The organism is Pseudoalteromonas phenolica (assembly GCF_044788725.1).
Lineage (GTDB): Bacteria > Pseudomonadota > Gammaproteobacteria > Enterobacterales > Alteromonadaceae > Pseudoalteromonas > Pseudoalteromonas phenolica_C.
In genome coordinates this window covers 3,828,447-3,853,213 of record NZ_CP173161.1, presented here as the reverse complement: position 1 = coordinate 3,853,213, position 24,767 = coordinate 3,828,447, and the positions used below count along the sequence as shown (strand labels likewise).

The 24,767-nt window shown below is 42.2% G+C and carries 25 protein-coding genes; 9 read left to right on the top strand and 16 right to left on the bottom strand.

What is annotated here, in order from left to right:
- Nucleotides 1–9 precede the first annotated feature (9 nt).
- From ACH784_RS17415 to ACH784_RS17380, 8 genes are all read right to left on the bottom strand, one after another.
- Nucleotides 10–174 (bottom strand): hypothetical protein, encoded by a 165-nt coding sequence (locus tag ACH784_RS17415; RefSeq protein ID WP_404392348.1) that lies wholly within the window; start codon nt 172–174, stop codon nt 10–12.
- Nucleotides 175–233: 59 nt separating this feature from the next.
- Nucleotides 234–602 carry an asparagine synthase-related protein gene (locus tag ACH784_RS17410; RefSeq protein ID WP_404392346.1) on the bottom strand — a complete coding sequence of 123 codons (369 nt, stop codon included), beginning with the start codon at nt 600–602 and terminating at the stop codon, nt 234–236.
- Nucleotides 603–965: 363 nt separating this feature from the next.
- Nucleotides 966–1,370 carry an asparagine synthase-related protein gene (locus ACH784_RS17405; protein WP_404395307.1) on the bottom strand — a complete coding sequence of 135 codons (405 nt, stop codon included), beginning with the start codon at nt 1,368–1,370 and terminating at the stop codon, nt 966–968.
- Between the two features lie 8 nt (nt 1,371–1,378).
- Nucleotides 1,379–1,753, bottom strand: a complete 375-nt coding sequence (locus ACH784_RS17400) for a hypothetical protein (protein WP_404395306.1) — start codon at nt 1,751–1,753, stop codon at nt 1,379–1,381.
- A 30-nt stretch (nt 1,754–1,783) separates the two neighbouring features.
- The gene (locus tag ACH784_RS17395; protein ID WP_404392344.1) at nt 1,784–2,113 is read right to left on the bottom strand and encodes a hypothetical protein; all 330 of its coding nucleotides are present in this window, start codon (nt 2,111–2,113) and stop codon (nt 1,784–1,786) included.
- On the bottom strand, nt 2,113–3,093 hold the full coding sequence (locus ACH784_RS17390) for a hypothetical protein (protein ID WP_404392342.1): 981 nt from the start codon (nt 3,091–3,093) through the stop codon (nt 2,113–2,115). The genes ACH784_RS17395 and ACH784_RS17390 overlap by 1 nt, the downstream gene beginning before the upstream one ends.
- A gap of 11 nt (nt 3,094–3,104) precedes the next feature.
- Nucleotides 3,105–3,392 (bottom strand): PqqD family protein, encoded by a 288-nt coding sequence (locus ACH784_RS17385; protein ID WP_404392340.1) that lies wholly within the window; start codon nt 3,390–3,392, stop codon nt 3,105–3,107.
- 6 nt (nt 3,393–3,398) lie between these two features.
- Entirely contained in the window at nt 3,399–4,313 is a 915-nt protein-coding gene (locus ACH784_RS17380) for a hypothetical protein (protein ID WP_404392338.1), read from the bottom strand.
- A 147-nt stretch (nt 4,314–4,460) separates the two neighbouring features.
- Between ACH784_RS17380 and ACH784_RS17375 the strand changes: the two genes are divergently transcribed.
- On the top strand, nt 4,461–4,961 hold the full coding sequence (locus ACH784_RS17375) for a lasso peptide biosynthesis B2 protein (protein WP_404392335.1): 501 nt from the start codon (nt 4,461–4,463) through the stop codon (nt 4,959–4,961).
- Here ACH784_RS17375 and ACH784_RS17370 read toward each other — a convergent pair.
- The 4 genes from ACH784_RS17370 to ACH784_RS17355 all read right to left on the bottom strand — a co-directional run bounded on the left by ACH784_RS17370 (nt 4,954) and on the right by ACH784_RS17355 (nt 9,713).
- The gene (locus tag ACH784_RS17370) at nt 4,954–6,105 is read right to left on the bottom strand and encodes a nucleotidyltransferase family protein (RefSeq protein WP_404392333.1); all 1,152 of its coding nucleotides are present in this window, start codon (nt 6,103–6,105) and stop codon (nt 4,954–4,956) included. The two genes, ACH784_RS17375 and ACH784_RS17370, sit on opposite strands and share 8 nt — an antisense overlap.
- A 145-nt stretch (nt 6,106–6,250) precedes the next feature.
- A complete protein-coding gene (locus ACH784_RS17365) occupies nt 6,251–7,531 on the bottom strand; it encodes a LysM peptidoglycan-binding domain-containing protein (RefSeq protein WP_404392331.1) in 1,281 nt (426 codons plus the stop codon).
- A 146-nt stretch (nt 7,532–7,677) separates the two neighbouring features.
- Nucleotides 7,678–8,520 (bottom strand): S-formylglutathione hydrolase, encoded by an 843-nt coding sequence (gene fghA, locus ACH784_RS17360; RefSeq protein WP_404392329.1) that lies wholly within the window; start codon nt 8,518–8,520, stop codon nt 7,678–7,680.
- 62 nt (nt 8,521–8,582) lie between these two features.
- The gene (locus tag ACH784_RS17355) at nt 8,583–9,713 is read right to left on the bottom strand and encodes an S-(hydroxymethyl)glutathione dehydrogenase/class III alcohol dehydrogenase (protein WP_404392327.1); all 1,131 of its coding nucleotides are present in this window, start codon (nt 9,711–9,713) and stop codon (nt 8,583–8,585) included.
- Nucleotides 9,714–9,912: 199 nt separating this feature from the next.
- Between ACH784_RS17355 and ACH784_RS17350 the strand changes: the two genes are divergently transcribed.
- The 4 genes from ACH784_RS17350 to ACH784_RS17335 all read left to right on the top strand — a co-directional run bounded on the left by ACH784_RS17350 (nt 9,913) and on the right by ACH784_RS17335 (nt 14,126).
- A complete protein-coding gene (locus ACH784_RS17350; RefSeq protein ID WP_404392325.1) occupies nt 9,913–10,800 on the top strand; it encodes a LysR substrate-binding domain-containing protein in 888 nt (295 codons plus the stop codon).
- A gap of 103 nt (nt 10,801–10,903) precedes the next feature.
- Nucleotides 10,904–12,754: a choice-of-anchor I family protein gene (locus tag ACH784_RS17345; protein ID WP_404392323.1), complete on the top strand. Its 1,851-nt coding sequence runs from the start codon at nt 10,904–10,906 to the stop codon at nt 12,752–12,754.
- Between the two features lie 448 nt (nt 12,755–13,202).
- Complete coding sequence (locus ACH784_RS17340; RefSeq protein ID WP_404392321.1) at nt 13,203–13,667, top strand: hypothetical protein; 465 nt, start codon at nt 13,203–13,205, stop codon at nt 13,665–13,667.
- Nucleotides 13,668–13,679: 12 nt separating this feature from the next.
- Entirely contained in the window at nt 13,680–14,126 is a 447-nt protein-coding gene (locus ACH784_RS17335) for an REP-associated tyrosine transposase (RefSeq protein WP_404392319.1), read from the top strand.
- Nucleotides 14,127–14,220: 94 nt separating this feature from the next.
- Here ACH784_RS17335 and ACH784_RS17330 read toward each other — a convergent pair whose 3' ends face one another.
- Both ACH784_RS17330 and ACH784_RS17325 read right to left on the bottom strand, forming a co-directional pair.
- Complete coding sequence (locus ACH784_RS17330) at nt 14,221–14,763, bottom strand: hypothetical protein (protein WP_404392317.1); 543 nt, start codon at nt 14,761–14,763, stop codon at nt 14,221–14,223.
- A 97-nt stretch (nt 14,764–14,860) separates the two neighbouring features.
- Nucleotides 14,861–15,712: a LytR/AlgR family response regulator transcription factor gene (locus ACH784_RS17325; RefSeq protein ID WP_404392315.1), complete on the bottom strand. Its 852-nt coding sequence runs from the start codon at nt 15,710–15,712 to the stop codon at nt 14,861–14,863.
- 183 nt (nt 15,713–15,895) lie between these two features.
- Between ACH784_RS17325 and ACH784_RS17320 the strand changes: the two genes are divergently transcribed.
- Nucleotides 15,896–17,167, top strand: coding sequence for an acyltransferase family protein (locus ACH784_RS17320; RefSeq protein ID WP_404392313.1), 1,272 nt, complete (start codon nt 15,896–15,898; stop codon nt 17,165–17,167).
- Between the two features lie 5 nt (nt 17,168–17,172).
- On the opposite strand, the gene ACH784_RS17315 is transcribed toward ACH784_RS17320, so the two are convergent.
- Together ACH784_RS17315 and ACH784_RS17310 are read right to left on the bottom strand one after the other, a co-directional pair.
- Nucleotides 17,173–18,300, bottom strand: a complete 1,128-nt coding sequence (locus ACH784_RS17315) for a sensor histidine kinase (RefSeq protein ID WP_404392311.1) — start codon at nt 18,298–18,300, stop codon at nt 17,173–17,175.
- A 204-nt stretch (nt 18,301–18,504) separates the two neighbouring features.
- Complete coding sequence (locus ACH784_RS17310; protein WP_404392309.1) at nt 18,505–19,935, bottom strand: sigma-54-dependent transcriptional regulator; 1,431 nt, start codon at nt 19,933–19,935, stop codon at nt 18,505–18,507.
- Nucleotides 19,936–20,395: 460 nt separating this feature from the next.
- Here ACH784_RS17310 and ACH784_RS17305 point away from each other — a divergent pair, with 460 nt between their 5' ends.
- From ACH784_RS17305 to ACH784_RS17295, 3 genes are read left to right on the top strand one after another with little or no spacing between them, the layout of a single operon-like run.
- Complete coding sequence (locus ACH784_RS17305; RefSeq protein WP_404392307.1) at nt 20,396–21,646, top strand: efflux RND transporter periplasmic adaptor subunit; 1,251 nt, start codon at nt 20,396–20,398, stop codon at nt 21,644–21,646.
- An 11-nt stretch (nt 21,647–21,657) separates the two neighbouring features.
- Nucleotides 21,658–22,365 (top strand): ABC transporter ATP-binding protein, encoded by a 708-nt coding sequence (locus tag ACH784_RS17300; protein WP_404392305.1) that lies wholly within the window; start codon nt 21,658–21,660, stop codon nt 22,363–22,365.
- A gap of 2 nt (nt 22,366–22,367) precedes the next feature.
- Entirely contained in the window at nt 22,368–24,764 is a 2,397-nt protein-coding gene (locus tag ACH784_RS17295; protein WP_404392303.1) for an FtsX-like permease family protein, read from the top strand.
- The last annotated feature ends 3 nt before the right edge of the window (nt 24,765–24,767 follow it).

Genomic DNA, 24,767 nt, shown 5'->3' with positions numbered 1-24,767 from the left:
TGCTCAAAGTCAACATAGAGCGTTATTTGAACGAGTGTTCGAATCTTCAGACCCAGCACCTATACCGCCTAGAGTACGATCAATGTCTAACTTTTGTAATGCAGGTACTTGCCACTCTGGTTTGTTTGCACCTTGGTTTGATTGTACTGTTGCGCGATCTTTGTCTTGGTTCATTATGTGCTTCTTAAAGCATATTAATTGTGATTGTTGAAAATAAAAATTAGGTTGAGAAATTAGTCCTGTTCTTCTTGAGTATATTTTCGCCATAAAAAATAACTAATGGCTTTGATAATAAACCTTGGCTGCAGTTGCTGATGGGCCCCTTTTTGTAAGGTGCTTGTTAGTTTCTCTAAATCAAAATAACGAGAGATATCAGGGTGTTTTTCTACTTCTTTTATGAGCGATAGAATTTCATCCCTGCTTTTGCTGATTCGATATGTAACGGTAGGAATTGCAGGGACTGTTTTGTTATCTCTAATACGTATTTCGTAAGGTAGTATGTCTTTCATAGCAAGTCGTATCATTCTACGCCTAACGCCTTTTGATATTTTGAGTGGAGTTGGAAGTGCCAAAAAAAACTGCACCAGACGTGTATCAAGCATAGGGTAGCGATAATCAATGCCAAAATGGGCTGCGCCTTCTGCGGTATCTTGTAAGCGAAATACTACATTGGTCGCAGCTATGGTTTCTTTTGCGCGATGGGCTGTACTTCCTCTAGAGGGGAATAGCTGGTGATTTATAAAGCGTTTGGGGTAACCAAAATTAGCTGCGAAACAGTCTTTTATTGGACTAACTTCTAATAGCCGTTTCCAGCTCTTGAAGTGTGTTTTTCTTGTGGCTTTTTAAAATTAAATTGATAGTAAGCTATTAACTTTAAAAAGCTTCTAACTCTGCCTATTTTACTCTTGGTAAAATAGCAGTATTCTTGCCATAGGGTTACAAATTGGTTGTTATTTACTAGCTCTTCAACCAACCCAAAACCCCGTGACGACTTGCTCTCCACCAAAGCCAGATAACAGGCTTTTTTGATTTTGTTTTTGCATATCTATGAGTATTTGCGAGCCCATAGTCGAAAAGTCTCTGTTATTAGGTCCGCTATGACTTCGAACTGTTTGCTCTAGGGTGTCCAGAAACCCTACGTTCTCGCTGGTTACTTTTTGCAGTTGAATATTAGGGTAATTGTTTGCAAGCAACTGGCTCAAAGCAAACTCGTCTTGCTCACGGGAGGTTGCCTTAGAGGAAGGCTGAGACATGGCGTGGCAGTATGCATGAATATTCGTGTTGTGTAATTCTTGTGCAGCTATGGCACAAATAGAAGTTGAATCTAGTCCACCACTAAGCTCACTTGCTGGCTCGCCATAGCAGCGCAGCCTGTCTTTTACCGCTTGAGAAATAAAGTATTAAACTGGCTGATGTATTCCTCTTCGCTCATTATTGGAAGCGAGTAACTAAGATCAAGCTCCCAGTAGCGATGCATGTTATCTTGACCTGCTGATATTAATCGCCAATGTGCCGCGAGATGGCTTTTTATGTTGAGATAAAAAGTAGCACTACGATCAATAAAAGTTTGGGTCATGTTATCAGCAAGCCACTGCTCATTAATACTTTTCTCTACCCAAGGTAAGGCTAGAAGAGCAGCCTTATTAGATGAAAAAGCTAAAAAGCCTTTATTTTCAGTGACAAACAATGGGTGAACGCCAAAATGGTCTCGTATAAGATAAAGTGCCTTTTGGTGCTCGTCATAAACAGCGATAGCAAAGTCGCCAATCAGGTGCTCTGCTATTTATGTTTGGTAACGTGCAAAAGCGGCTAGTAATAGGGCTTCATCGGTGGTTTGCTCAGTGAGTATCAGGTCTAGTTTATTGGCAAGCTCTTGGTGATTGTCTAATCTGCCGTCAAACACAAGGTGATACTGAGCATTATTACATGGCTGTCGTACTAGTGGGCTTTGTGGCGTATTGTATTGTTTTAAGCACCCAAGTAGAACGTTTTCATACAATGTGGTTTTTTGGTCATCTTTTTGCCATGTCTGGCAGGCTTGTAACATAAGTTGAGACCAATTATCTTCTATATCTTGAGCTCCTTTACTAACTACGCCAAAGATTATACTCATTACCTTACACCCTGCTGGTACTGAAGAATCTTTTTGTTTAGTTGTGCATACTGCTGCTGTAGTGGTGCCAATAAATGGCTGTTTTGCGTTGCAAACTCCGAGACTTTAGCGGCACTTACTTTTTTATACTGTTTACTCGCCCATTCTCCTTTTTTAGATGACCAAGTGCTGTTCCAGTGTTCATTTTGGATTTTGACATTGCCGGATGATAAAAAGGCCGCAAGTGCAGCAAACTGCTTCGCTAAATTTACATAGTCGCAAATAAAAGAGAGAGTAAGTTGGTTTTGTAGTCCTTCACTTATTTCGTGCATTGCCGTGTAATAACACTTTCCTGCATGGTAAGTAATTTCATCAAATGTATGATTGCAATCACTCGGTATATCAAGGAAAGTATCGGGCCATAACTTATTTTCTATATACGTTGGCGGTTTACGCATCAACGATTCTAAAACAGCGCTAGGTTCACGAATTAAAAAGGCAAAAGGAGAATTTGAGAAATCGTGTTGCATTTGAGCTAGGTGCTTTACACATACACTGTTGTGCTTAACAACGAGCTGCTTTTCTTGTAAATGAGCCCATGCATTCCAGTCATTAATCGACTTTTTCGCTGCTTGAGATGCTAACTCTTTATAAGGGAGAGGAAAGATATTATCTGGATGATAAATTTTACCAATAAAGCTTGGTTCTCCAAGCACAATAAAGCGTGCTGATGCCTTTAGGTTTTGAGCTAATAGTGTTGAACCACAGCGAGAGACATGAAAAATATGTCCTACAGGGTTTAGCTTTTCATCCGTTACAGCAGGGGTGTCTAGCCATTTTTTAAAAGGTAGTATTTTAAATGCTTTGGGGTCTTTCTGTGCTTCTATTGTATCTTTTAAAAAACCAAAACTAAGGTTTATCTTACTGGGATCAACAAGGTGTACAAAAAAGTGCTCTCCTGCTTTAAAAAAATTATAAGGTAACCATACCTGCTGTGTCATATTTTTTCGCTCTAAGAAATGGTTACAAGGTTTTCTTTTTGCATATTAGCAATAAAGCTAAGTACATCGCTTTTACATTGCTCAGTATCTACATCAAAACTGAGAGTCAGTGCCTTGACAATATCGGTGATGTTTTTAGGTTGTTCAATTAACTCCCAGATAATAGCGGCTTGTTTATTGGTGCTGATATAGCTGCCAGTGTCCATTGACATTAGAACAGTTTCGTTGTCTACGTTGCAGTCGAGTACGTCGTCTTTACGTGATACGGTGCTATTTAGAGTGATATTATTGTCAGACATGGCGAGTTAGTTCCTGTTTATAAATTTGTTGGTAATAAGGTCCAATACACTTTCTAAAGAGTTGCTTTCCAGAGGTCGATGCAAAGCGGCGATATTAAGTGTTGAGGCCAGTTTTGCACATTGTTGTATGTTTGTTTGTTTTTGCGTATTAGACAGAAGTCTCTTTCGGTAAGTATGCCTTTTCATTAAATCAATTTTACTAACGGTTGGCAGTTTTACGAGTTTAGGTTCGGTAATATCGGCTTTACCTAAGATTAAACCATGGATGACTTTAGTAGGAGTATTAGAAAAGTGCTGATGAAGGGGATAAGCAAATTTATCTAGATTACTGAGTACACGTTTTAAGCCTTGGGTTTCAATGCTGAGTTTGTCGGTTGCGTCTTGCCATAGCTTACTTTGCGGGTAAGCGGGCATGAGCCAAGGTTGGTCATTTTTAAAGTCGATAACGGCGAGGTCATCGCTGAGCAATTTAAAACCGTTTTTAATCAAAATGTTAGCGGTTGTTGATTTGCCGGCACCGGAGTTACCACATATAAGAATGGTGTCTTTACCATTTGTGAGTGCACTAGCGTGTAATGTGAGTCTGCCTCTTTGGTGTTGAATAATTCCCAGTGCACTGCCTAAGAGCACCAGTCGAGTATCGTCATATATACCTAACTCCGACGGCGAAATGGTGATCTTCTGGCCTTTTTCTATCAGATATGAACCTACATTTTCAACTTTTAGCAGCAGTTGCTCTGAATTTAACTGATAGTTTTGGTCCTGTTTACTTATTTTATTGAGTTGCTTTGGTACATTACCAATTTTAATTTCGACATCTGCACATTCAGTATGGCTTGACAGTAATTCAGGGCACTCAATTGAGGTGGAGATTATAAGGCCAAAAACCTGATAAAAGTAATTAGTTTGACTGTTTTCCATAACAAACAAATGATGGTTCTTATTATTTCAAAGACAGCAATTAAACTGTAATTGACTCGTTAGGTCAAACTATTCCGATTAGAGAGACTTATTTATCACTTTATTATATATTTAGTAATCAAAAATAGGTTTGGGTAATCAATTAATATGAGTTTAATTCTTCTAATAAAAAAGCTACCAAAGCTATTTACCCTTCCTGCAAAAGAAATATGTTGGTTCCTTATGCTATTTCCTTTGAGTGGGCTTATTAGGGCTATGTTGCTATTTGTTCCATTTAAATTTTATCGCAGCTTGTTGGGTGCGCATTATGATAAAGTCCAGCTTTCTTCCTTGGTTTTAGACTCTGAAAAACAATTAGCTTGGCGCATAGGTATATTAGTTAAATTGGTGTCCCGTTATACTCCTTGGGAATCTATGTGTTTGGTACAAGCTATTATGGCTAGAGTATTATTTGGCTATTATGGTATTCCTTATGTACTTCATTTAGGAGTAAAACTAACTCAAGATAATAAAGAGCCAATTAAAGCTCATGCTTGGACAATCGTAGGACCGTGGATTATTACTGGTAGAGGGGAACACAAGGGCTTTACCGTTGTGAATACATTTATTGCCCCCTCTATTTGTGAAAAATTTTCTCCAGCTAAATAAAAAATTTTCTCCAAAGTAGTAAAAAAGGGCGGATGATTATATTTGTAAACTTAAGTTTGCCCGGAAGCTTAGGAAGTTTAGATAGATCGTCAACGTTTGGCTGAAGTACTAAACAGTTAAATAGCTTTGCTCTTTGTCGTATTCCTTTAGCTAGAAACATGAACTCTAAAGTATGCATTTTAAAATTAAACTTAGGGTTTGATAGGTCTTCACACTCTTTCATAAATAAAAGGGCATTATTGATGAGTAGATCGCTTTTTATGTTATTGCTTTTTGTTTTAATTGAGTTAGGTAGTGTAGTGTCAAATACGCAATGGCATAGGTGCCAGCTTAAATATACGTAATTTGTTGCGCCTACCTTTTTAGCCTGCAATAACACATTTTCAGCAAACTGCTCAATGTTGTTCTGGTGCTTTTCTATATAGCAAGCAATGTCTAAAAGCCACTTCATTCTAAAGTAAAAGTTTTGAGCTCCATGCCAACACAAATAAATGAACTCAATCTCATTGCTATTGGGTAGATCACCCTTTGTTAGCATTTTTTGTTGATATATCTTGTCTAGCGCCGTTGGGCGTAAAAATAAACGATAATGAAGCTCAACAACTAATCCATTGCTATTTAGGTAGCTAATATCTTTGTGTTTATTTATATAAGTGCACTTTTGTTCTTTGCTAAGAACAGAAAAGTCGTTATTTTTGAAACCAAGAGTGTTTAGTAGGTTGCTTGCTTGTTCTAGATAATCTAGCGGAATATATAGATCTAAGTCGTTAGAGTGTCTTAGGGCAATATCTTGATATATATCTTGTGCTAAAGTATTCCCCTTAAGATCTAAAACGGGTAAGTTTTGTTGCTTAAAAGCATGCTTTATCTTGAATGATGCTTGTAATTGTAAAAGGCTATTTTTCTTATTTGTTAAATACTTTTTTTCAAAATGCAGTTTAAAATCAGTAGCAAATAAATTGGGAAAGTGTTTTTTTATATTTATATGGGTTGTAGGCCACACACGGTGCTTATTAAGGGCCACTTTTAGCTCTGAATGGCAAACCAATTGAGCTAGCTCATTTACTCTATCTATGCATTTAGGGCTTAAATTGGGTTTGCAAAGCAATGCAACGAGACGCGTTATATCATCAATTCTTTTCATTTTTAGGCAGGGAAATTATTTGCTGATTTAGTTTATGACAACATGGCTTTTGTGTATATAAAGAACCTTTTTAAGCTCATAACTTTCTTCTAAGATAAAAACTTACCAATACCCTTTTCCCTATGTGTTATCTTTATTTTTCTATTTATGGCGCGGCTAAGAAAATCGTTAACTTATCGCCAATCCGTAAAACGTCTTTCGATAAGCTATTCCACTGCTTAATTTTACTGACCGTAACATCAAAGTGTCTGGCGATGCGCCATAGGCTGTCACCTGACTTAACTTTATACTCTATTTGCTTATCTGCCAAAATTGGCAGCATTAAGGTGTCGCCTGCGCGAATACGGCTCGATTTTAATTGATTAAAGCTTTTTAATTGCGAAACCGTAATAGAGTGACGCTGGGCGATAACACTTAAACTGTCACCGCGGCGAATGGTGTATTTTTGCCATTGTTCACTTGGCATTTCGGGTAAGTTCGCGACATAATCTTGCCAGTTCTGACTTTCGCCTTTTCTCAAAACTAAGTGTTTAGGGCCGTCTAATAACGCTGGGAAACGAGTATAGCCAGGGTTTAATACTTCAAGCTGCGCCCATTTCTTTTTGTCATCTAAAATTACCCCATGACGCATATCAATCACATCTATGGTTGGCTGGTTGGCGATTTTTGGAAAGGCCATTTGCTCTTCACGAAGCAGTTGTGCGGCAGCTAAAAGCTTAGGTACATAGTGACGGGTTTGCCTAGGCAGCTTTAAATGGAAGAAGTCGGTCGATTTTCCCTGCTTCTTATTATTGCGAATGGCGCGTGCAACACGGCCTTCACCTGTGTTGTAAGCGGCAATAGCATGATACCAGTTGCCATCGAAGCGTTTGTGCAAATAGGTTAAAAAGTCGAGTGCGGCATTAGTGGCATCAATCACGTCTTGGCGACCGTCATACCAAGGGCCAATTTTTACACCATAATGCTTGGCGATAAGCGGCGTCAGTTGCCAAAGGCCAGAAGCATGTTTGTGTGAATAAGCGCTGGTATCAAAGTCGCTCTCAATTAAGGGCATTAAAGCCAATTCAATTGGTAGACCTCTGCGCTCAACCTCATTGACAATGTAGTATAAAAACGGCTCGGCGCGCTTTGTAATAGTTTCCATGTAGTTCGGGTGTTTTAAATACCAATCAACACGGTTTTGCACACGTTCGTGATTAGATGGCGCAAATTGCAATTGAATTCGAATACGATGCCAAACATCTTCAGCTTCACTCGGTAAGATATTTTCAACGAATACCGGTGCCACCGGCTCACTTGGGTCTGCGAGTGCGTTGTCTTCTACTGGAGGCGTATGAACTAGGGGCTCTGTAACTTCAGTGGGTGAGTTGGTAAGGCTGGCACAGCCTGATAACAGTAGAAAAAGTGAGATAAATACAATGCGCATGAAGATTCTTTTTAGTTAGAGTTATTTTTGAATATCGCAACAATTGTATAGAAGTTAGTAACAGGGGTTAAGTGAAAATTTTTACGGGGAAGGGGGCGACATGGTAGGCGCGACTTTACGTCGCGCACTCTGTAAAAGCTGTTTAGTTACTTGGCGTTTAAATGCTGGTGGTGAAAGCGCAGGTGGTCTTCTATGAAACTGGCAATAAAGTAATAGCTGTGGTCGTAGCCAGCGTGCATTCTCAGCTCACACTCTGCATCGACTGACTTAGCCGCGGCAAGTAAGTTTTCAGGCTTTAATTGCTCAGCTAAAAAGCCATCTTCGCTGCCTTGGTCAACCAAGATTGGCAAACTCGGTTTACCTGCTTTTAAAAGCTCAACACTGTCGTATTCAGTCCAAGCTTGTTTGTTGTCGCCTAAGTACGCAGTGAAGGCTTTTTCACCCCACGGGCACTGAGTTGGGTTAGTGATAGGGCTAAACGCTGAAATTGAACTAAAACGAGATTGGTTTTTAAGGCCGATCATCAATGCACCATGCCCACCCATAGAGTGACCACTGATCGCTCGCTGTGAAGTGACCGGAAAGTTTGCTTCAATTAAGTTTGGCAGCTCATCAAGGATATAATCATACATTTGATAATGCGCCGCCCAAGGGGTTTGCGTTGCATTTACATAAAACCCTGCGCCTTGGCCTAAATCATACCCCTCATCGTTTGCCACACCTTCGCCACGCGGGCTGGTATCAGGTGCCACTATCGCTATGCCTAATTCTGCGGCAACACGTTGAGCGCCGGCTTTTTGCATAAAGTTTTCGTCTGTGCAGGTTAGGCCAGAAAGCCAGTAAAGCACAGGCACTTTATGGCCTTCGTTCACCTGTGGCGGTAGAAAAATGGCAAAACGCATGGCGCAGTTAAGCACCTCAGATTGGTGAGTGTATTGCTTATGCCAACCACCAAAGCTTTTGTTATTACTGATATTCTCTAAGTTCATTTTTGATATCCATAAAGAACAAAGAGCTTGTTTATACAAGCTCTTTGGAGGTGTTGAACTGTTTACTTGTTGTAATGGATCACTGAGCGAATGCTCTTACCTTCATGCATCAAATCAAAGGCTTCATTGATGTCTTCAAGGCCCATGGTGTGAGTAATAAAGTCTTGTAAGCCAAACTCACCCGCCATATAACGCTCAACGATTTCAGGTAACTCTGAGCGGCCTTTTACGCCACCAAATGCGCTACCACGCCATACACGGCCAGTAACCAGTTGGAATGGACGCGTTGAGATCTCTTGGCCTGCGCCTGCAACACCGATGATCACTGATTCACCCCAGCCTTTGTGACAACACTCTAGGGCTGAACGCATCACGTCGACATTACCAATACATTCAAATGAGAAGTCGACGCCGCCGTCAGTCATCTCAACGATCACTTCTTGAATTGGCTTATCGAAATGTTTCGGGTTGATACAGTCAGTTGCACCTAGCTTTTTCGCTAAATCGAATTTACTTTCATTGATATCCACACCGATGATGCGACTTGCACCTGCCATGGTTGCACCAATGATCGCTGAAAGGCCAATACCACCTAAACCAAAAATCGCTACCGTGTCGCCTTTTTGTACTTTTGCAGTGTTCAGTACCGCACCCATACCGGTTGTCACGCCACAGCCTAATAAACACACTTCTTCAAGTGGTGCTTCTTTGTTTACTTTGGCTAAAGAAATTTCAGGTAATACTGTGTACTCAGAGAAGGTTGAGCAACCCATGTAGTGATAGATTGGCTGACCGTCTTTGTAAAAGCGCGTTGTGCCATCTGGCATGAGGCCTTTACCTTGCGTTTCACGTACCGCTTGGCACAGGTTGGTTTTACCAGACGTACAGAACTTACACTCACCACATTCTGCGGTGTAAAGTGGAATTACATGGTCGCCTACTTCTAGACCGGTTACACCTTCACCTACTTGCTCAACGATACCACCGCCTTCGTGGCCTAGAATTGACGGGAAGATACCTTCTGGATCATCACCCGATAAAGTAAATGCATCGGTATGACAGACACCCGTTGCAACGATGCGCACTAATACTTCGCCTTTACGCGGCAGCATTACATCGACTTCTTCGATTTTGAGTGGCTCATTTGGGCCCCATGCGACGGCCGCCTTAGATTTAATAAATTTATCTGCCATGTTGTCCTCAGCTTTTAAGTGAATTGTTTTAAGTGTTTTGTGCAAATAAGAGCGTAGGCACTCAAAGCCGTTTTCGCGACGTGCTTTACGCGTATTTGCCATATTATTTTTGACGAGAGAAAGTGTAGTTTGTTTACTCCTGTTCGATAATCCCTTATTTTTGTAAATTACTTTTACTCAATGGTAATAATAGGGCGGTATGAATAGTTGGCAGGGCATTAATGAATTTGTCGCGGTGGCGCAATCGGGTAGTTTTACTCAAGCGGCGAAGCGATTAGGCGTATCGACTGCGCATATCAGCCGCCAAGTCACTGCATTAGAAGAAAAGCACAGTACTAAGCTATTTTATCGTTCAACGCGAAAGGTTGCCCTGACCGAAGAGGGCCAAGTGTTTTTTCATCATTGCCAACACGCGCTAACGGGGCTTGAAGAGGCTGAACGCGCAATCAGTAATTTGCGAGACACGCCGCAGGGGTTAATTAAAATGACTGCCCCAGTTGCCTATGGCGAGCAGTTTATTATGCCGCTAGTACATGACTTTATGCGCCAATACCCGGAAGTCGAAGTGCAAATGTTTTTAAGCAACCAAACCTTTGACTTGGTGGCAGAAGGGTTTGATCTAGCCATTCGTCTTGGTAAGTTGAATGACTCAAGCATGATGGCAAAGCGTTTAACCAGCCGAATTCAATATGTTTGTGCCTCTCCCGATTATTTACGCCAATATGGCGCACCTCATACATTAGACGAGTTGAAACAACACCACTGTTTAACGGGGAACAGCGAGTACTGGCGTTTCCTCGTTGAAGGTAAAGAGCGCACATTAAAAATGAAAAGTCGCCTCAACTGTAATAGTGGCTTTGCACTTAGAGATGCAGCACTTAAAGGTTTGGGGATAATCAAGTTACCCGACTACTACATTGCAGATGACCTAAAGCTAGGCAACTTGGTAGAGGTGTTACCGCAATACTTAGAAGCTGAAGAGGGAATTTGGGCGCTGTATCCGCATAATCGTCATTTATCACCTAAAGTCAGATTGCTGGTGGATTATCTGAATGCGCATTTAGATTCCGACAATAATGCGCAATAAAACTGCAATCAATCCTTAAGATCGCAGAAACTTAAACGTCATAAACCTGCTGTTTAATTGTTCGCTATTAAATATTACACAATAAACAACAATAGGTTTAGTCATGCTTAAACGCTCTCTGATCGCGCTCTCATTATTAACTGCTCTCACAGGTTGTGCCCTTGACGGCGACGATGGTCAACAAGGTCCTCAAGGTGAACAAGGCCCAGCTGGTGTTGCTGGTACCAATGGTTCAAACGGCACAAATGGTAGTGATGGTTCAAATGGCACCGACGGCAGCAATGGGGTTGATGGCAAAGATGCCAACCGTCTGTTAGATATTCAAATGGTTGGTCGTGCAGTGTTAAACGCGCAAAGTCCAGAGGGTGCAGCCGAAATCGTGGCTTACCAAGCATCTAAAAAATGGATCTACGCAATTAACAGCTCAGGTGATAGCGCTGTGGTCAATATCATTGCTGCATACAGCTTTGATGCCGCTGGTTTGGTGAAAAATAACGAAGGTGTGATCACGACGACGAACCTGAGCAGTGCGATCACGTTAACGTTAAATGACAACACCCCAGGCGATGCGAACAGCATAGCAATCGATGAAAACAATCAATTGTTAGCAGTTGCTATGGCAGCAAAAACCACTGGCGAAAATGGTCAAATTGCGTTTTATGATATTTCAGGTGATGCGCCGGTATTTATCAAAAATGTCACAGTGGGTGCATTACCAGACATGGTGACGTTCAGCCCAGACGGCAGCAAAGTCGTTGTGGCTAACGAAGGTGAGCCAGAGGGTGATTACAGTGTTGATCCTGAAGGTAGCATTAGTGTGATTGCGGTAACTAATGGTGCAGTGGCAGATACTGCTACTCAGATTACCTTCACAGATTACAACGGCAAACAGGCTGAATTAGAAGCCATGGGGATGGTGTTCGCAAACCCAACGGGTCGCACAATCAACGGCAAGCTAATTAATACTACGGTTGCGATGGACCTTGAGCCTGAGTATGTCAGTATTTCTAAAGACAACCGTTATGCTTATGTATCTATTCAAGAAAACAATGGCTTAGCGGTGGTTGATTTAAGCGATAACAGCGTTAAGTTGATGGGGTTAGGCTTTAAAGATTGGTCAAATTTAGTCATGGATGCGTCAGACAAAGACGGCAAGATCAACTTTAAGAAATACCCGGGTCTGTACGGTATGTATCAGCCAGATACCATCGCAAGCTTTAGCTGGAAAGGTGCAAACTTTGTCGTTTCTGCCAATGAAGGTGACGGTCGTGAATACTTCTTTGATGCCACAGATGCTGCTGATTGTACCGCAAAAGGCGGTCTAGACTTTGACGATAAAGATGGTTGTTTAGCGTATATCGATGAATCTCGAGTAGAAGACCTAACGCTTGCCAGTAACTTCTCTTACTTAAATAACGATGATGACGATATCGGTCGCCTAAAAGTGACAACAGTGAAAGGTGATACTGATAACGATGGTCAATACGAAGCACTTTACACTTACGGTGCGCGCTCTTTCACGATTTGGGACAGCAATGGTTTAGTTGTCTTTGATTCTGGCGATGAAATTGCCCGAATCACGGCATCTGTTCATGGTGCTGCATTTAACAACGATGAAGATACCAATGAAGGCGATACGCGTTCTGATGCAAAAGGCGCTGAGCCAGAAGCGTTGGCACTGGGTCAAATTGGCGAGCGTATGTTTGCGTTTATCGGCCTAGAGCGCATGGGCGGCATTATGGTGTACGACATCACTAACCCTTATGACGTCAAGTTTGCTGATTACTTCTTTAACCGCGGCGTGGTTGAAGGTGCAGATATTACCGGTGACTTAGCGCCAGAAGGCATGTCATTTGTACCTGCTGAGCAAAGTGCCACAGGCAAGCCTCTGCTGATTATTGGTAATGAAATCTCAGGCTCAATCGCCGTTTGGCAGGTTGCATTAAAAGACTAGGAGCAAAATACACCTGCGGAGCAGGTTACTTTTGCGCAATGTGAAATGAGCAAGTTTAGATGAGCTTAAACTGAGTAGTTTTGCGCAAGGGTGACGAAAAACCGATGCGAAGCATCGCAGTGTGAGGAAGTGGAGGCAAGGATGCCGACAGGCCACCGCTACAAGGAAGTAATACTCCGCAAAATTGTTAATCAGCCAGTTTAGATGGATTTAAAGGGAGGCGTTTACGAAACCATTTTTGTCGCCGTAAACGACGACCTACAAGCTAAGCTTTGCTCCTTGTAAGTCTTGCTGCAGCGCGACAATTTAGAAAAGTTGCACAACTTACCCATACCAAAAAGCGCATTTGTGAGAAGTGCGCTTTTTTATTTCGTGCAAAATACATCTGCATAGCAAATTTTGTCGCCGTAAACGACGACCTACAGGCTAGGTTTTACTCCTGTAGGTCGTGCTTCAGCGCTATAGAGTAATTAAAGATATTTATGGTCGTAAACGACGCCTCACAGGTGAAGGCTTTACTCCTGTAGGTCGTGCTTTAGTGCGGTATAGAGTAATTAAAGATATTTATGGTCGTAAACGACGCCTCACAGGAAAAGGCTTTACTCCTGTAGAGCGTGCTTTAGCGCGGTATAGAATAATTAAAGATATTTATGGTCGTAAACGACGTCTCACAGGTGAAGGTTTTACTCCTGTAGGTCGTGCTTTAGCGCGGTATAGAATAATTAAAGATATTTATGGTCGTAAACGACGTCTCACAGGTGAAGATTTTACTCCTGTAGGTCGTGCTTCAGCGCGGTATAGAGTAATTAAAGATATTTATGGTCGTAAACGACGCCTCACAGGTAAAGGTTTTACTCCTGTAGGTCGTGCTTTAGCGCGACAAAGAGCTAAGCTTAGTAACTTGCTTAACTAAGAGGCGCAATAAATGAGCTGGCAGAAACTGAAAAAAGGACGTTATTCAAAACCATTCGGCGAGTACTTTATTACTTTCACATGTCACAACCGCCATGCCACTTTCATCGAACACCACTTAGCCAAGCGTTTTTGCCAGTCTATTTCATATAACGAGCAGCAACACGATTGTAGTTGGTTGGCTTGGGTACTTATGCCAGATCATTTTCATGGTCTAGTAAGGTTAGGAAATGCCGAATTAGGTAAAGTGGTAAGGCATTTAAAAGGTTATTCATCCCACATGATAAACCAGTGTGTCCAAGGCAATAGCAAAGTTTGGCAGGGTGCCTATTATGATCGTGCTCTTAGAGCCGAAGAACAGCGAATAGCGATTGCTAGATATATTGTTGCTAACCCTTTGCGAGCAGGGTTAGTGACGAATATTGGCTGTTATCCATATTGGAATAGTGTTTATCTTTAAATCGGCTTTTGATGATTTTGTCGCCGTAAACGACGACCTACAGGTATAGGCTTAACTCCTGTAGGTCGTGCTTTAGCGCGACAATATCTAAAAATCAAAAACTAAACGACACCTGCATACCTGTAAAATGTTTGTCTTCAATATTCCAACCATTACCATCAATTTGTCGATAACGGGTGTAGGCTTCGAGTTTAAAGTGATCAATATGAAAACCGACTGCGGCACCGAGATAAGCGTCTATTTCATTATCGGGTGAATTGTAATTGGTGATATGAGAGCGGTTGTTGTAATCAGTATCTCTTTGATCATGAAACATAAGTTCGAATAGGTCGACACCAAATTCAGCATAGGCATAAACATTAGAGAAGTAGCCAAATTTAAAGCCGGTATCGAGCATAATAAAATCTTCTCGATAGCCTCTCTCGGTTGTTACGCTGGCATTGCCCAGTGCGCTACTGACACCGATACCAAAAGGCGTGTGATTAAAATAGCCAATGGCTTCAAAGCCTGCCGAAGTGATTTGATCATCTAAAGCATTGAACTCGGTTTTAGCAAATATCGAAAAATCAAAATCATCTTGCGCAAAACAGGGTTGTGATATTAAACCCAGCAATAAGGTGGTTGCGATGAGGCGCATCAGGTGGAATCCTTACAAATCAATCTTTGTAGGATTCTATGCTTTGACCTTATCCACTACTGTAAAAAAGTGTTGGTAGATTGTAATGAGTATTGAATTAAGTTCCATGCAGCAACCCTTTAAATTGCTCTTTATAGCGTCTAGAAAGGTTGAGCTTTTTGCCACAAATTAGGGTCACTTCGCTGTCACCACTTTGAATAGGGGTGATGGAACTAATGGCATCAAGTCGTACCGCGTGACTACGGTGAATGCGACAAAACCCCTGAGGTTCAAGTTGTTCACTAAGTTTGGTCAAGGTGGCGCGAAGTGGATAAACACGCCCATCAATGTGTAAATTGACATAGTTACCCGCAGATTCTAACCACTCAATATCACTGACTTTGATAATAAATTCTTTGCCGAGTTTTCTAACTAGCAGGCGTTCAAACTGCGGTTGTACAGACTCTTCCGCTTGTTGCAGTAAATGGGCCTCGCCCTTTAATTGACTGATAAGATAGTGATAGCTTTTGATCACCACAATTAAAAACACAAACCCCCATACATCTTTGCGGTATTCATACAAAAACTCATACCAGAGCAAACCAAAATCGTAGTTAGCTGCTTGGCTCCAATAAACGAGTTTGCGCAGTACCACCATAATGGCGACGTGTAACACACTAAACATGACAGACGCGAAAAAATACAAGCCGAGAGAACGAGCTATGGCTTGAAAGCTAAAGGGTTGGTATTTGAGAAGAAAAATTACACCAGGCACTAATATTAGCGTGCTTAAGGCGCTGCTATATTCCCAAACAAATGGCTCCCACAACTGAAAAGGTAAAGAGCCATCTCGCTGTGCTTCCATAATGTCAGAGGTGGCATTAATGGTGTTGTTGATAAAAATATAAGCCATCAAAAACAGCGCACCATATTGATTTGAATAGTGCAGAAAGTGAGGTGAGCGCGCCATATGTGATCCTCTAACTGTGAAACTAAAACCAGCTTAACAACTAACCTTGTCAGTCCCAAGTCGTTTATCCCACAATCCCACCGCTTATCCCTAGTTGCTGTTTTTTAAGCACATATTAATTTTATTTTGATATTTACTCAGAAACTATAAGACAACCAAGTTTGAGAAACTGACGGAAAAGGTATGTTCAAATCTATCGCTAAATGGTGGCAGCCCGCTGTTTTTGTAAGCCACCCGACAGGGCGCTTTGTTGAATTAGACTGGCTAAGAGTACTCGCATTTGGTCTGTTGGTGTTCTACCACACAGGCATGTTGTATACGCAAAACTGGGGCTTTCATTTTAAAAGTGCCTATTTAAGTACAGAAATAGAAAATCTAATGTTGCTTCTCTCACCTTGGCGTATGGGACTGATTTGGTTTATTTCAGGTGCCGCATTGAGTTGCCTATTACAGAAGTTGGAGTTGCCTCCGTTTTTAATGAGTCGTACCGTAAAAATTTTACTGCCCCTGCTGGTGGGCGTGTGGTTTGTCGTACCTATTCAATTGTATGCGCAAATGCAGCAAGAGGTTGGTTTATCGCTTAGCTATGTTGAGTTTTACATCGCATTTTTTGACCTATCTCACCCGTTATTTGCACAGTATCAAGCGGGCATTTGGCCTCATGTCGATGTGAATCACCTTTGGTACTTACGCTCATTATGGCAATTCACTCTATTGCTGGTATTGATGTTACCTGTACTGCAAAGTCGCTGGTTACATAAGGGAGTAGCGCGTTTCTTACAGCGCCCTGTGCTTTGGGTGTATTTAGGTTTACTGGTGCCGCTTTGTGCTTTGAAACTCTCATGGCCGAGTGACACGTTTCGCTACCCTATGGGCTTCATTTTTTTACTCTATGGCTTTTTATTGGTTCATCACAGAGCGTTTTTTGCATCGTTAGCTCAGTGCTGGCGCATTTTACTCGGGTTATTTGTTCTGGGTTATCTAGCTGTAGTTTGGGGGTATCAGCGTATTTGGCTAGACAGTCAAAGCGTGCAATGGCAGATCACCAGTATGGATATGTTGTATACCGCACAAAGATTACTAGGTGTGTTGACCATGCTGGCATTGGCAATGCGCTTTTTAACTCGTTCTCACCCCATTTTAAATAAGCTCAACGGCTGGGTGTTTCCATTTTATATTTTTCATCAAAGTGTGATCATTGGATTCGCTTATTACTTTAGCCCATTAGAGTTAGGCCCATGGTTAGAGCCAACATTCATTATTGTGCTGACATTTGGGTTGTGTGCGCTAGCTTGTTGGGGGTTGAGTTATGTTGCATTACTTAGGCCGCTATTTGGCATGAAAGTAATTGGTAAATACGATAAAGCGTCGCAGTACATAGGCTATGCCTTAACTTTGTTATTGCTTATGCCTTTGTTTTTTAAATTGCTTTTTAGTTGGCGCTATATGCTATGAGTACATCATCCAAATACGCATCTAAAGCAAGCGCCTTGTTCGCGTTGGATGTAAATGAGGTCGCCACCATGGTTCAACATAATCTGCCTTGAAAGGCTTAACCCTATGCCTGAGCCTTTTTGCTTGGTAGTAAAGAATGGCACGAACATCATATCGACCACATGCTCTGCTACGCCCGGGCCGTTATCACTGACTTCAACATAGTGCTGGCCTGCTTCATTACAGCCTGTTTTTAATTGCACGACTGCTGAAGTGTCGCCGCTGTTTTGCTGCACCGCTTCAATGGCGTTTTTGGTTAAGTTAATAAGTACTTGCTCAACCTGTGCGCTATCAAGCATAGTCAGTTGAGAGTGTGACACGTCCAGTTGTAAATCGATATTAGCTGCGATACAAGTTTGTTGATGGAGCTGAAATACGCCTTCAACTAATGGAGCAAGTTGCTCAGGATTAAGCGTGGGCGCAGGTAAATTACTGACTTCTCTAAAGCGGCCAATAAAGTCACCTAAATATTCGGTGCGTTTTGCCAGTGTTTTTAGCGCCATGGCTAAATCGTCTTTATCTTCTTCATCATCAAAGGTGAGTGTCTCGGGTAAAAGGCTTTCACAGCTTTGTGCAATGGAAGCGAGCGGTGTGATGGAGTTGGCAACTTCGTGAGTGAGCACTTTAGTAAGCCGCTTATAGGCTTGTTGCTCTTTGTTTTGTAAGGCATCACGAATTGAGTGCAAGGTAATAATTTTGCGGATCTTACCTTGAATATGAGCAACACTTACTTGTATAGACAAGATGTCTTGTTGTTCACCATATTGCCAATTGGCAATGGTTTTGAGGCTACGATCACAACTTTCGACTAAAGGCGCAATATGCGCCAAATCATCACAGTGGCGAACCGCTTTGCCGAGTAATTTGGCAACAGCAGGGTTTGATTCAATCACGTCGCCCGTGTCATCACACACCACGACGGCCAAATCAATATGCACTAATAAGGCCTGTAAAAAGTGCGCCTGCTGCTCGGCATTAAAGCGCGCGCTTTGAATGTTTTCTTTGATTTCTTCAAGGTGGCTATGCATAGGGTGGTGCTTGCTTAACCCCAAAGAGCTATCACCATTCGCCAACGACTTTAAAACAAAACTCATGTGCTTGTTTTGTTTATTAAATTGCGAAATAAGCGAAAACAAAGTCGCGCACGAAAATAAGCTTAAAAGCAGTAAAGTCGCTGAAAATCCACCTTGTATATACAAGTTTGTGCTGGTGGTAATTAGCACGCAAAGTAACAATATGGTGGCAAAAAATACTGTTGTCGGATGCTTAGTAAAGTGACTCAAAATACTCAGCTCCGGTTATAAATCGTATTTTTCTAGACGGCGATACATGGCACCACGAGTTAATCCCAGCGCTTTAGCTGCCTGTGACACATTACCCTGATAGTGCTTTAATGCCGCGCGCACGGTGCGGTGTTCGAGCTCTTCAAGGTTAAAGGTGTCTACATTAATCAACTGCTCGCTCTCGTTTTGTGTACTTTCAGCTTGGCTTGGTTGCGCGGTAGTCGTTACTTGGCCAACCACAGTGCTGATATCGAGTAGCTCACCCTCACTTAAGATCACAGCACGCTCAATAGCATGGGCTAACTCGCGCACATTACCCGGCCAAGTGTAGGCACTCAAGGTTTGCATATCGGCGTCACTGACACTTAAGGTACGTTTGTATTTTTGGCAGAAGTACTCGAGGTAGTAATTCACTAACAACGGAATATCTTCACTGCGCTCACGCAACGGTGGTAAACGGATTTCAATGGTGTTGATGCGATAAAGTAAATCTTGTCTAAAGCGTCCTTCGTCTACGGCTTGTTGTAAATTGTCGTTGGTGGCGCAAATGAGGCGAATGTTCACATCGATGGCTTTATTACCGCCAACAGGGGTGATTTGACGGTTTTGTAGCGCGGCTAATAAGGTGGTTTGCTGGCTGAGTGGCAAGTTGCCAAGCTCGTCTAAAAATAGGCTCCCTTCGTTGGCAAGTTCGAAACGACCGACTTTGTCTGCCTTGGCATCGGTGAACGCGCCTTTCTTATGACCGAACAGTTCACTTTCAAACAGGTTATCAGCAATTGCACCCATATCTAAGCTTATTAGTGCATTTTCGCGACGTAAACTAGCTTGATGAATGGCGTGTGCAGCGAGTTCTTTACCTGTACCACTCTCGCCGGTGATTAAAATATTGGCATCGGTTAACGCGGCTTTTTCAATGGTGCTAAATACTTGCTGCATGGCTGCACTTTGACCTAGAAAATCGAAGTGTTTACCACCCGCGCCTTGGTTAAGTGCTTGATTTAAGCCTTGTGTTTGGCGAGTTAGTTGACCCACTTTTTGTTTGTCCTGCGCGTGCGCATAGGCGGCGGCGACGGCCCCTAATAGTTGGTCGTTTTGCCAAGGTTTGGCAACAAAATCAGCAGCGCCGGCTTTAATGGCATCAACGGCTAATTGAATATCGCCATATGCAGTCATGAGTAGCACTGCAATGCTGGGGTCTTGCTCAACGACTTTCTTTAACCAGTAAAACCCTTCTTTACCGCTTATAGAGTCTTGGCTGAAGTTCATATCGAGTAAGATCACATCAATTGGCTGCGTTTTAACGATCTCTTCAATATCAAAGGGGTTATCTGTGGTGTGTACTTTTTGATAGTGCTTTTTTAGCAGCAGCTTAGCCGCGATTAAAATATCGGTGTTGTCGTCGACAATTAAAATGTGTCCAGCTTGTTTGGCGGTTTGAGTCATGGTCCTTGCCTGTTGGTTTTTACTGATGCATAAGTCATGAGACCCCGACACAAGTTCGGGATGACACAAACTTTACCCTACCAGAGCTAAACACTGGGTCATTCTGAACTTGTTTCAGAATCTATTGCGTACGCGATGAGATGCCGAATTAATTTGGATGATAGCTGTTTTAACGTTTATCAGGGCTTTGTACATCAGCTTTATTATTATCTCTTTAGCCTACCTCATTTAGCGACAGCGCGTCTATCAATGTGTTCATAAATGGACATATTGCGGTTTTCGATGTGTTCTATTTCCGGACACTCTGATTATTACTAAAAATACCAATGATTATAACCTGTTGATTTTTATGGCTTTAAAAGTTGGCATAGTGTTTGATTTATCTCTGCCATATTCGGACATTTTGTCTTAGTTGTCGAAACGAACATCAATCAAACTCTCAACGATTTAGAGGTGTGCTATGGATAAGAAAATTGAACGCTCAGGGTTACAAAAACATCTTAAGAAAGCCGTTGCTGCAGGTGTGCTACTGAGCATTGCTGCTGCGGCATTTGCATTTACAGACTCGTCATCGGGTCGCAGTCAAAACTTATCACTAAGCAGTGTCACCATTAATGCGGTTGAGCAGGGGGCGTTTGTCGATGCGTTAAGTCTGCGAGGTCAGGTTGTGCCAAAAACTACCATCTACTTAGATACCATTGCGGGCGGACAGGTTGAAGAGCGTTTGGTTGAGCAGGGTACTTACGTAACAAAAGGTCAGCCTTTGGTGCGTTTGAGTAACACTAGCTTACAGTTAGACGTGATGAGCCGCGAAGCGCAGGTGACTGAGCAGCTTAACTTCTTACGCAATACACAAATGAACATGGAAACCAGTCGTTTGAACCTGCGTCGTGATTTATTAGAAATCGACTTACAAATTACCCATTTAGAGCGTCGTTACAAGCAATCTAAGCCATTGGTTGAGCGCGGTGTACTAGCCCAAGACAGACTTTCTGAAATCTCAGAAGATTTAGCTTATTACAAAGCGAGAAAAAAGCTGACTTTAGAGCGTCAAAAGCAAGAAAATTCAATTCGTAAAGTGCAAGTCGAGCAGCTAGAAGATAGCGCCGAAATGCTACAGAAAAACTTACAGTTTGCTCGTGCAAACTTAGATAACTTATTAATAAAAGCGCCTGTATCGGGTTATTTGAGTGAGCTTGATGTAGAAATGGGTGAATCAAAAAGTCGTGGTGCTCGTTTAGGTCAAATCGATATTCCAAATGAATACAAATTAGTTGTGCGCTTAGATGAATTCTACTTAAACCAAGTTCAAAAGGGCATGGACGTCAACGTGCACTTAGATGGCGGTAGCGTGATGGCAACAGTGAGCAAAATTGATAGCCGCGTGACCCAGTCGCAGTTTCAAGTTGAAGTAGCGTTACCAAGTGGCCAACAAGATATTAAACGTGGCCAAAGTATCGATGTTGAATTGATGTTAGGTGGCAACAAAGACAACGCATTATTACTAAAACGTGGCGCATTCTTTACCAGCTCAGGCGGTAACTGGGTGTATGTGTTATCGAATGATGGCAAAACAGCAGAGCGTCGAGAGATACGCTTAGGTAAGAAAAATCAAAATTATTTCGAAGTGTTAGACGGCCTGTCGGCGGGTGAGCAAGTGATCACCTCAGGCTACAGCAACTTCGACAAAGCACAGACATTAAAATTTTAAGGACCAGACCCATGATCAAATTAACTAACTTAAATCGCGTATTTCGTACTCAAGATGTTGAAACAACTGCTTTAAACGACATCAATTTAACCGTAGAACAAGGTGAATTCGTTGCCATCATGGGTCCTTCTGGCTGTGGTAAGTCAACGCTGCTGTCTATTTTAGGCATGTTGGATTCACCAAGTTCAGGTAGCTTTGATTTCGATGGTACCGACATCGCGGGTTACAACGAAAAGCAGCTATCACAATTACGTAAAGCCTCAATTGGCTTTGTATTCCAAAGCTTTAACTTGATTGATGAACTTACGGTATTCGAAAACGTTGAGCTGCCACTGCAATATCAAAACATCTCAAAAAGTGAGCGTAAACAGCGTGTTGAAGCCATCTTAAAGCGTGTTGCTATCGATCACCGTGCCGATCATTTACCACAGCAGCTATCGGGCGGTCAGCAACAGCGTGTGGCTGTTGCCCGTGCTTTAGTGATCAATCCAAAGCTGGTATTAGCCGATGAACCAACCGGTAACCTAGATTCTAAAAACGGCGAAGAAGTGATGGCCATGCTGCGCGAACTAAACCGCGAAGGCACAACCGTGATCATGGTAACCCACTCAGAAAAAGAAGGCGCGTATGCTGACCGTTTAGTACGTCTATTAGACGGCCAAATCATGTTAGACAAAGCCAATAGTGTATCTCAAGGACTTGAAAGCGAGGTTGCATAGTTATGATAGTTAATTACTTAATCACGGCACTGCGTGCCTTTAAGCAACAAAAACAGCACTTTTTATTGAATGTCATTGGTTTAAGTGTGGGTCTTGCAGCGGCGATTCTAGTGGCGTTATTCGCGAAAAATGAATTGTCGTTCGATCAGCACCAGCCCAATGCGGAGCGTGTTTATCGTGTTGGTCAAGATTATTCAAAATTAGGGCTAGGGGTTATTCCTATCTTTAATTATAACCAAGGGGTTCGCGCGACAGAATTCAGCCAGGTTGAAGATGTCTTTGCACTCAAATTGATTGAATTTACCCGTGAGGCCGAAGTCGATGTTAAGCATAATAATCAAGGCTTTAAACTGAATGACTTATATGCTGCAACGGCTAACATCGAAAGCTTTATTGATATCAAAACACTTGATGGTGATTTAAAAGAAGCCATGAGTACGCCAGAAAGCCTAGCGTTAAGCAGCTCTGAAGCACAACGTATTTTTGGTCGCACCAATGTCGTGGGCGAAACGCTAAATCATGCCAAAGGTAAATATACGGTTCGCGCGGTCTTTGCTGATTTACCGGAGAATACCCACTTTGGTTTTAAAAACTTAGCGTATGTAGATAACGATCCTAAAGAAATGATGATTACGGCTCATTATGTTTACCTTAAAGTGACTGCTGGCACAGACATCAAATCGCTAGAACAGCAGCTAACGGAGCAAACTTATACTGGTGAATTTAAAGGGCAGATGTTTATTGAGTTACACCCATTACTCGACTTGCATTTAACCGCTAAATCACCGTTTGAGATGAAAACAGGTGGTACTAAACAAGTGGTCACCATCTGTGTTGGTTTAAGTATTTTACTTGTCTTGATCGCGAGCTTTAACTTTATCAATATGACTGTCGCACAATCGACGAAGCGTGCAAAAGAAGTAGGTGTTCGTAAAGCATTGGGTGCGAGCAAAACTCAACTAGTGAGCCAGTTCTTGTCTGAGTCTGTGTTAGTTGCAGTGCTGTCTATGATGTTGGCTTGTGTGTTAGTTGAGTTGGTTATGCCAAGCTTCAATAACCTAGTCGATCGCGAATTGGTACTTAATTATGCGTCAAGCTTTGGTGCGGGCATTGTGGTTGTAGCCATTGCGGTTGGTGTGTTGGCAGGCCTATACCCCGCGTTCTTTATTTCATCATTCAGCGCTAAGCGTGTATTAAGTGGTGACTTACAACGCGGTAGTACAGCAATCTGGGTTCGTAAAAGCTTACTTACTTTTCAAGCCTCTTTAGCAATAGGTTTAATAGTTGGTTCTGTAACTTTACTGCAGCAGTTATCACACTTACAAAACCTGCCGCTAGGCTATCAAACGAATCAGCGTTTAGTGATTTCAGAAGTACCGGTTGGCGACATTTTTACACAGCAGCCGAGCGCGGTATTTAACAAATTGTCAGCTATCAATGGCGTGCAGCACATTGGCGTTATTGACACGCAATTAACTCGCTCGATTAACAATACCTTAAAACCAACTTGGCCTAATGGTGAAAAGTCGAGTGGTTTAACACCGATTATTGGCAGCAGCTATGAAGTCGTAAAAAGCTTAGGTTTAGAGCTGTTAGCTGGCCGTGATTTCTCTTCGCAATATGCAGGAGATTGGGCAAACCGCGCTAATGGTGTAACGCATGTAGGTGTGATTATTACTGAAACCGTTGCAAAACAAGCAGGCTACAACAATATGGCCGACATCATAGGTAAAACCATTAAAGACTCAGGGCGCAATGTAGAGATGCGTGTTGTGGGTGTGGTTGCAGACGTTAAAGTTGGTAACGCGCATAATTCAAATTCAGACATCATGTTCTTACTGGGCTTTAGTTACTTCAACCCAACCTCAGAAGTGGTGTTAACAGTAAACCCACAAAATGTATTGAGTATCAGACAGCAAGCCGCTGAGATTTTAGCGCAGCACGCTAACGTGTTTGAACCGAAGATCAACTTACTATCTGACAGTTATAAAGCGGTATTGAAAGGCGACGAGCGAGTCTCTCAAGTGGTGCTTATTTTTACTGGCCTTGCGGTTTTCTTAACTTGCTTAGGTACGTTTGGTTTAGCATCATTCGCAGCAGCGCGTCGTCAAAAAGAAGTGGCGGTTCGCAAAGTATTAGGCGCATCTCGTATCAGCATTGTGAACATCTTAGCGAAAGAGTTCTTAGTGTTAGTAGGAGTGAGTATCGCCATTGCCTACCCAGTAACTTACTTATTAGTTGGTGACTGGTTAGCCAACTTTAACGACCGCATCGACCAAGCTGTTTGGGTATATGGTATCGCGGCTGTAGTGGTGGCGGGTATCACTTGGGTTACTGTGGCGAGCTTAGCATTCAAAGCCGCCAGTACGCGCCCTTCGTTAATTCTTCGATATGAATAAATT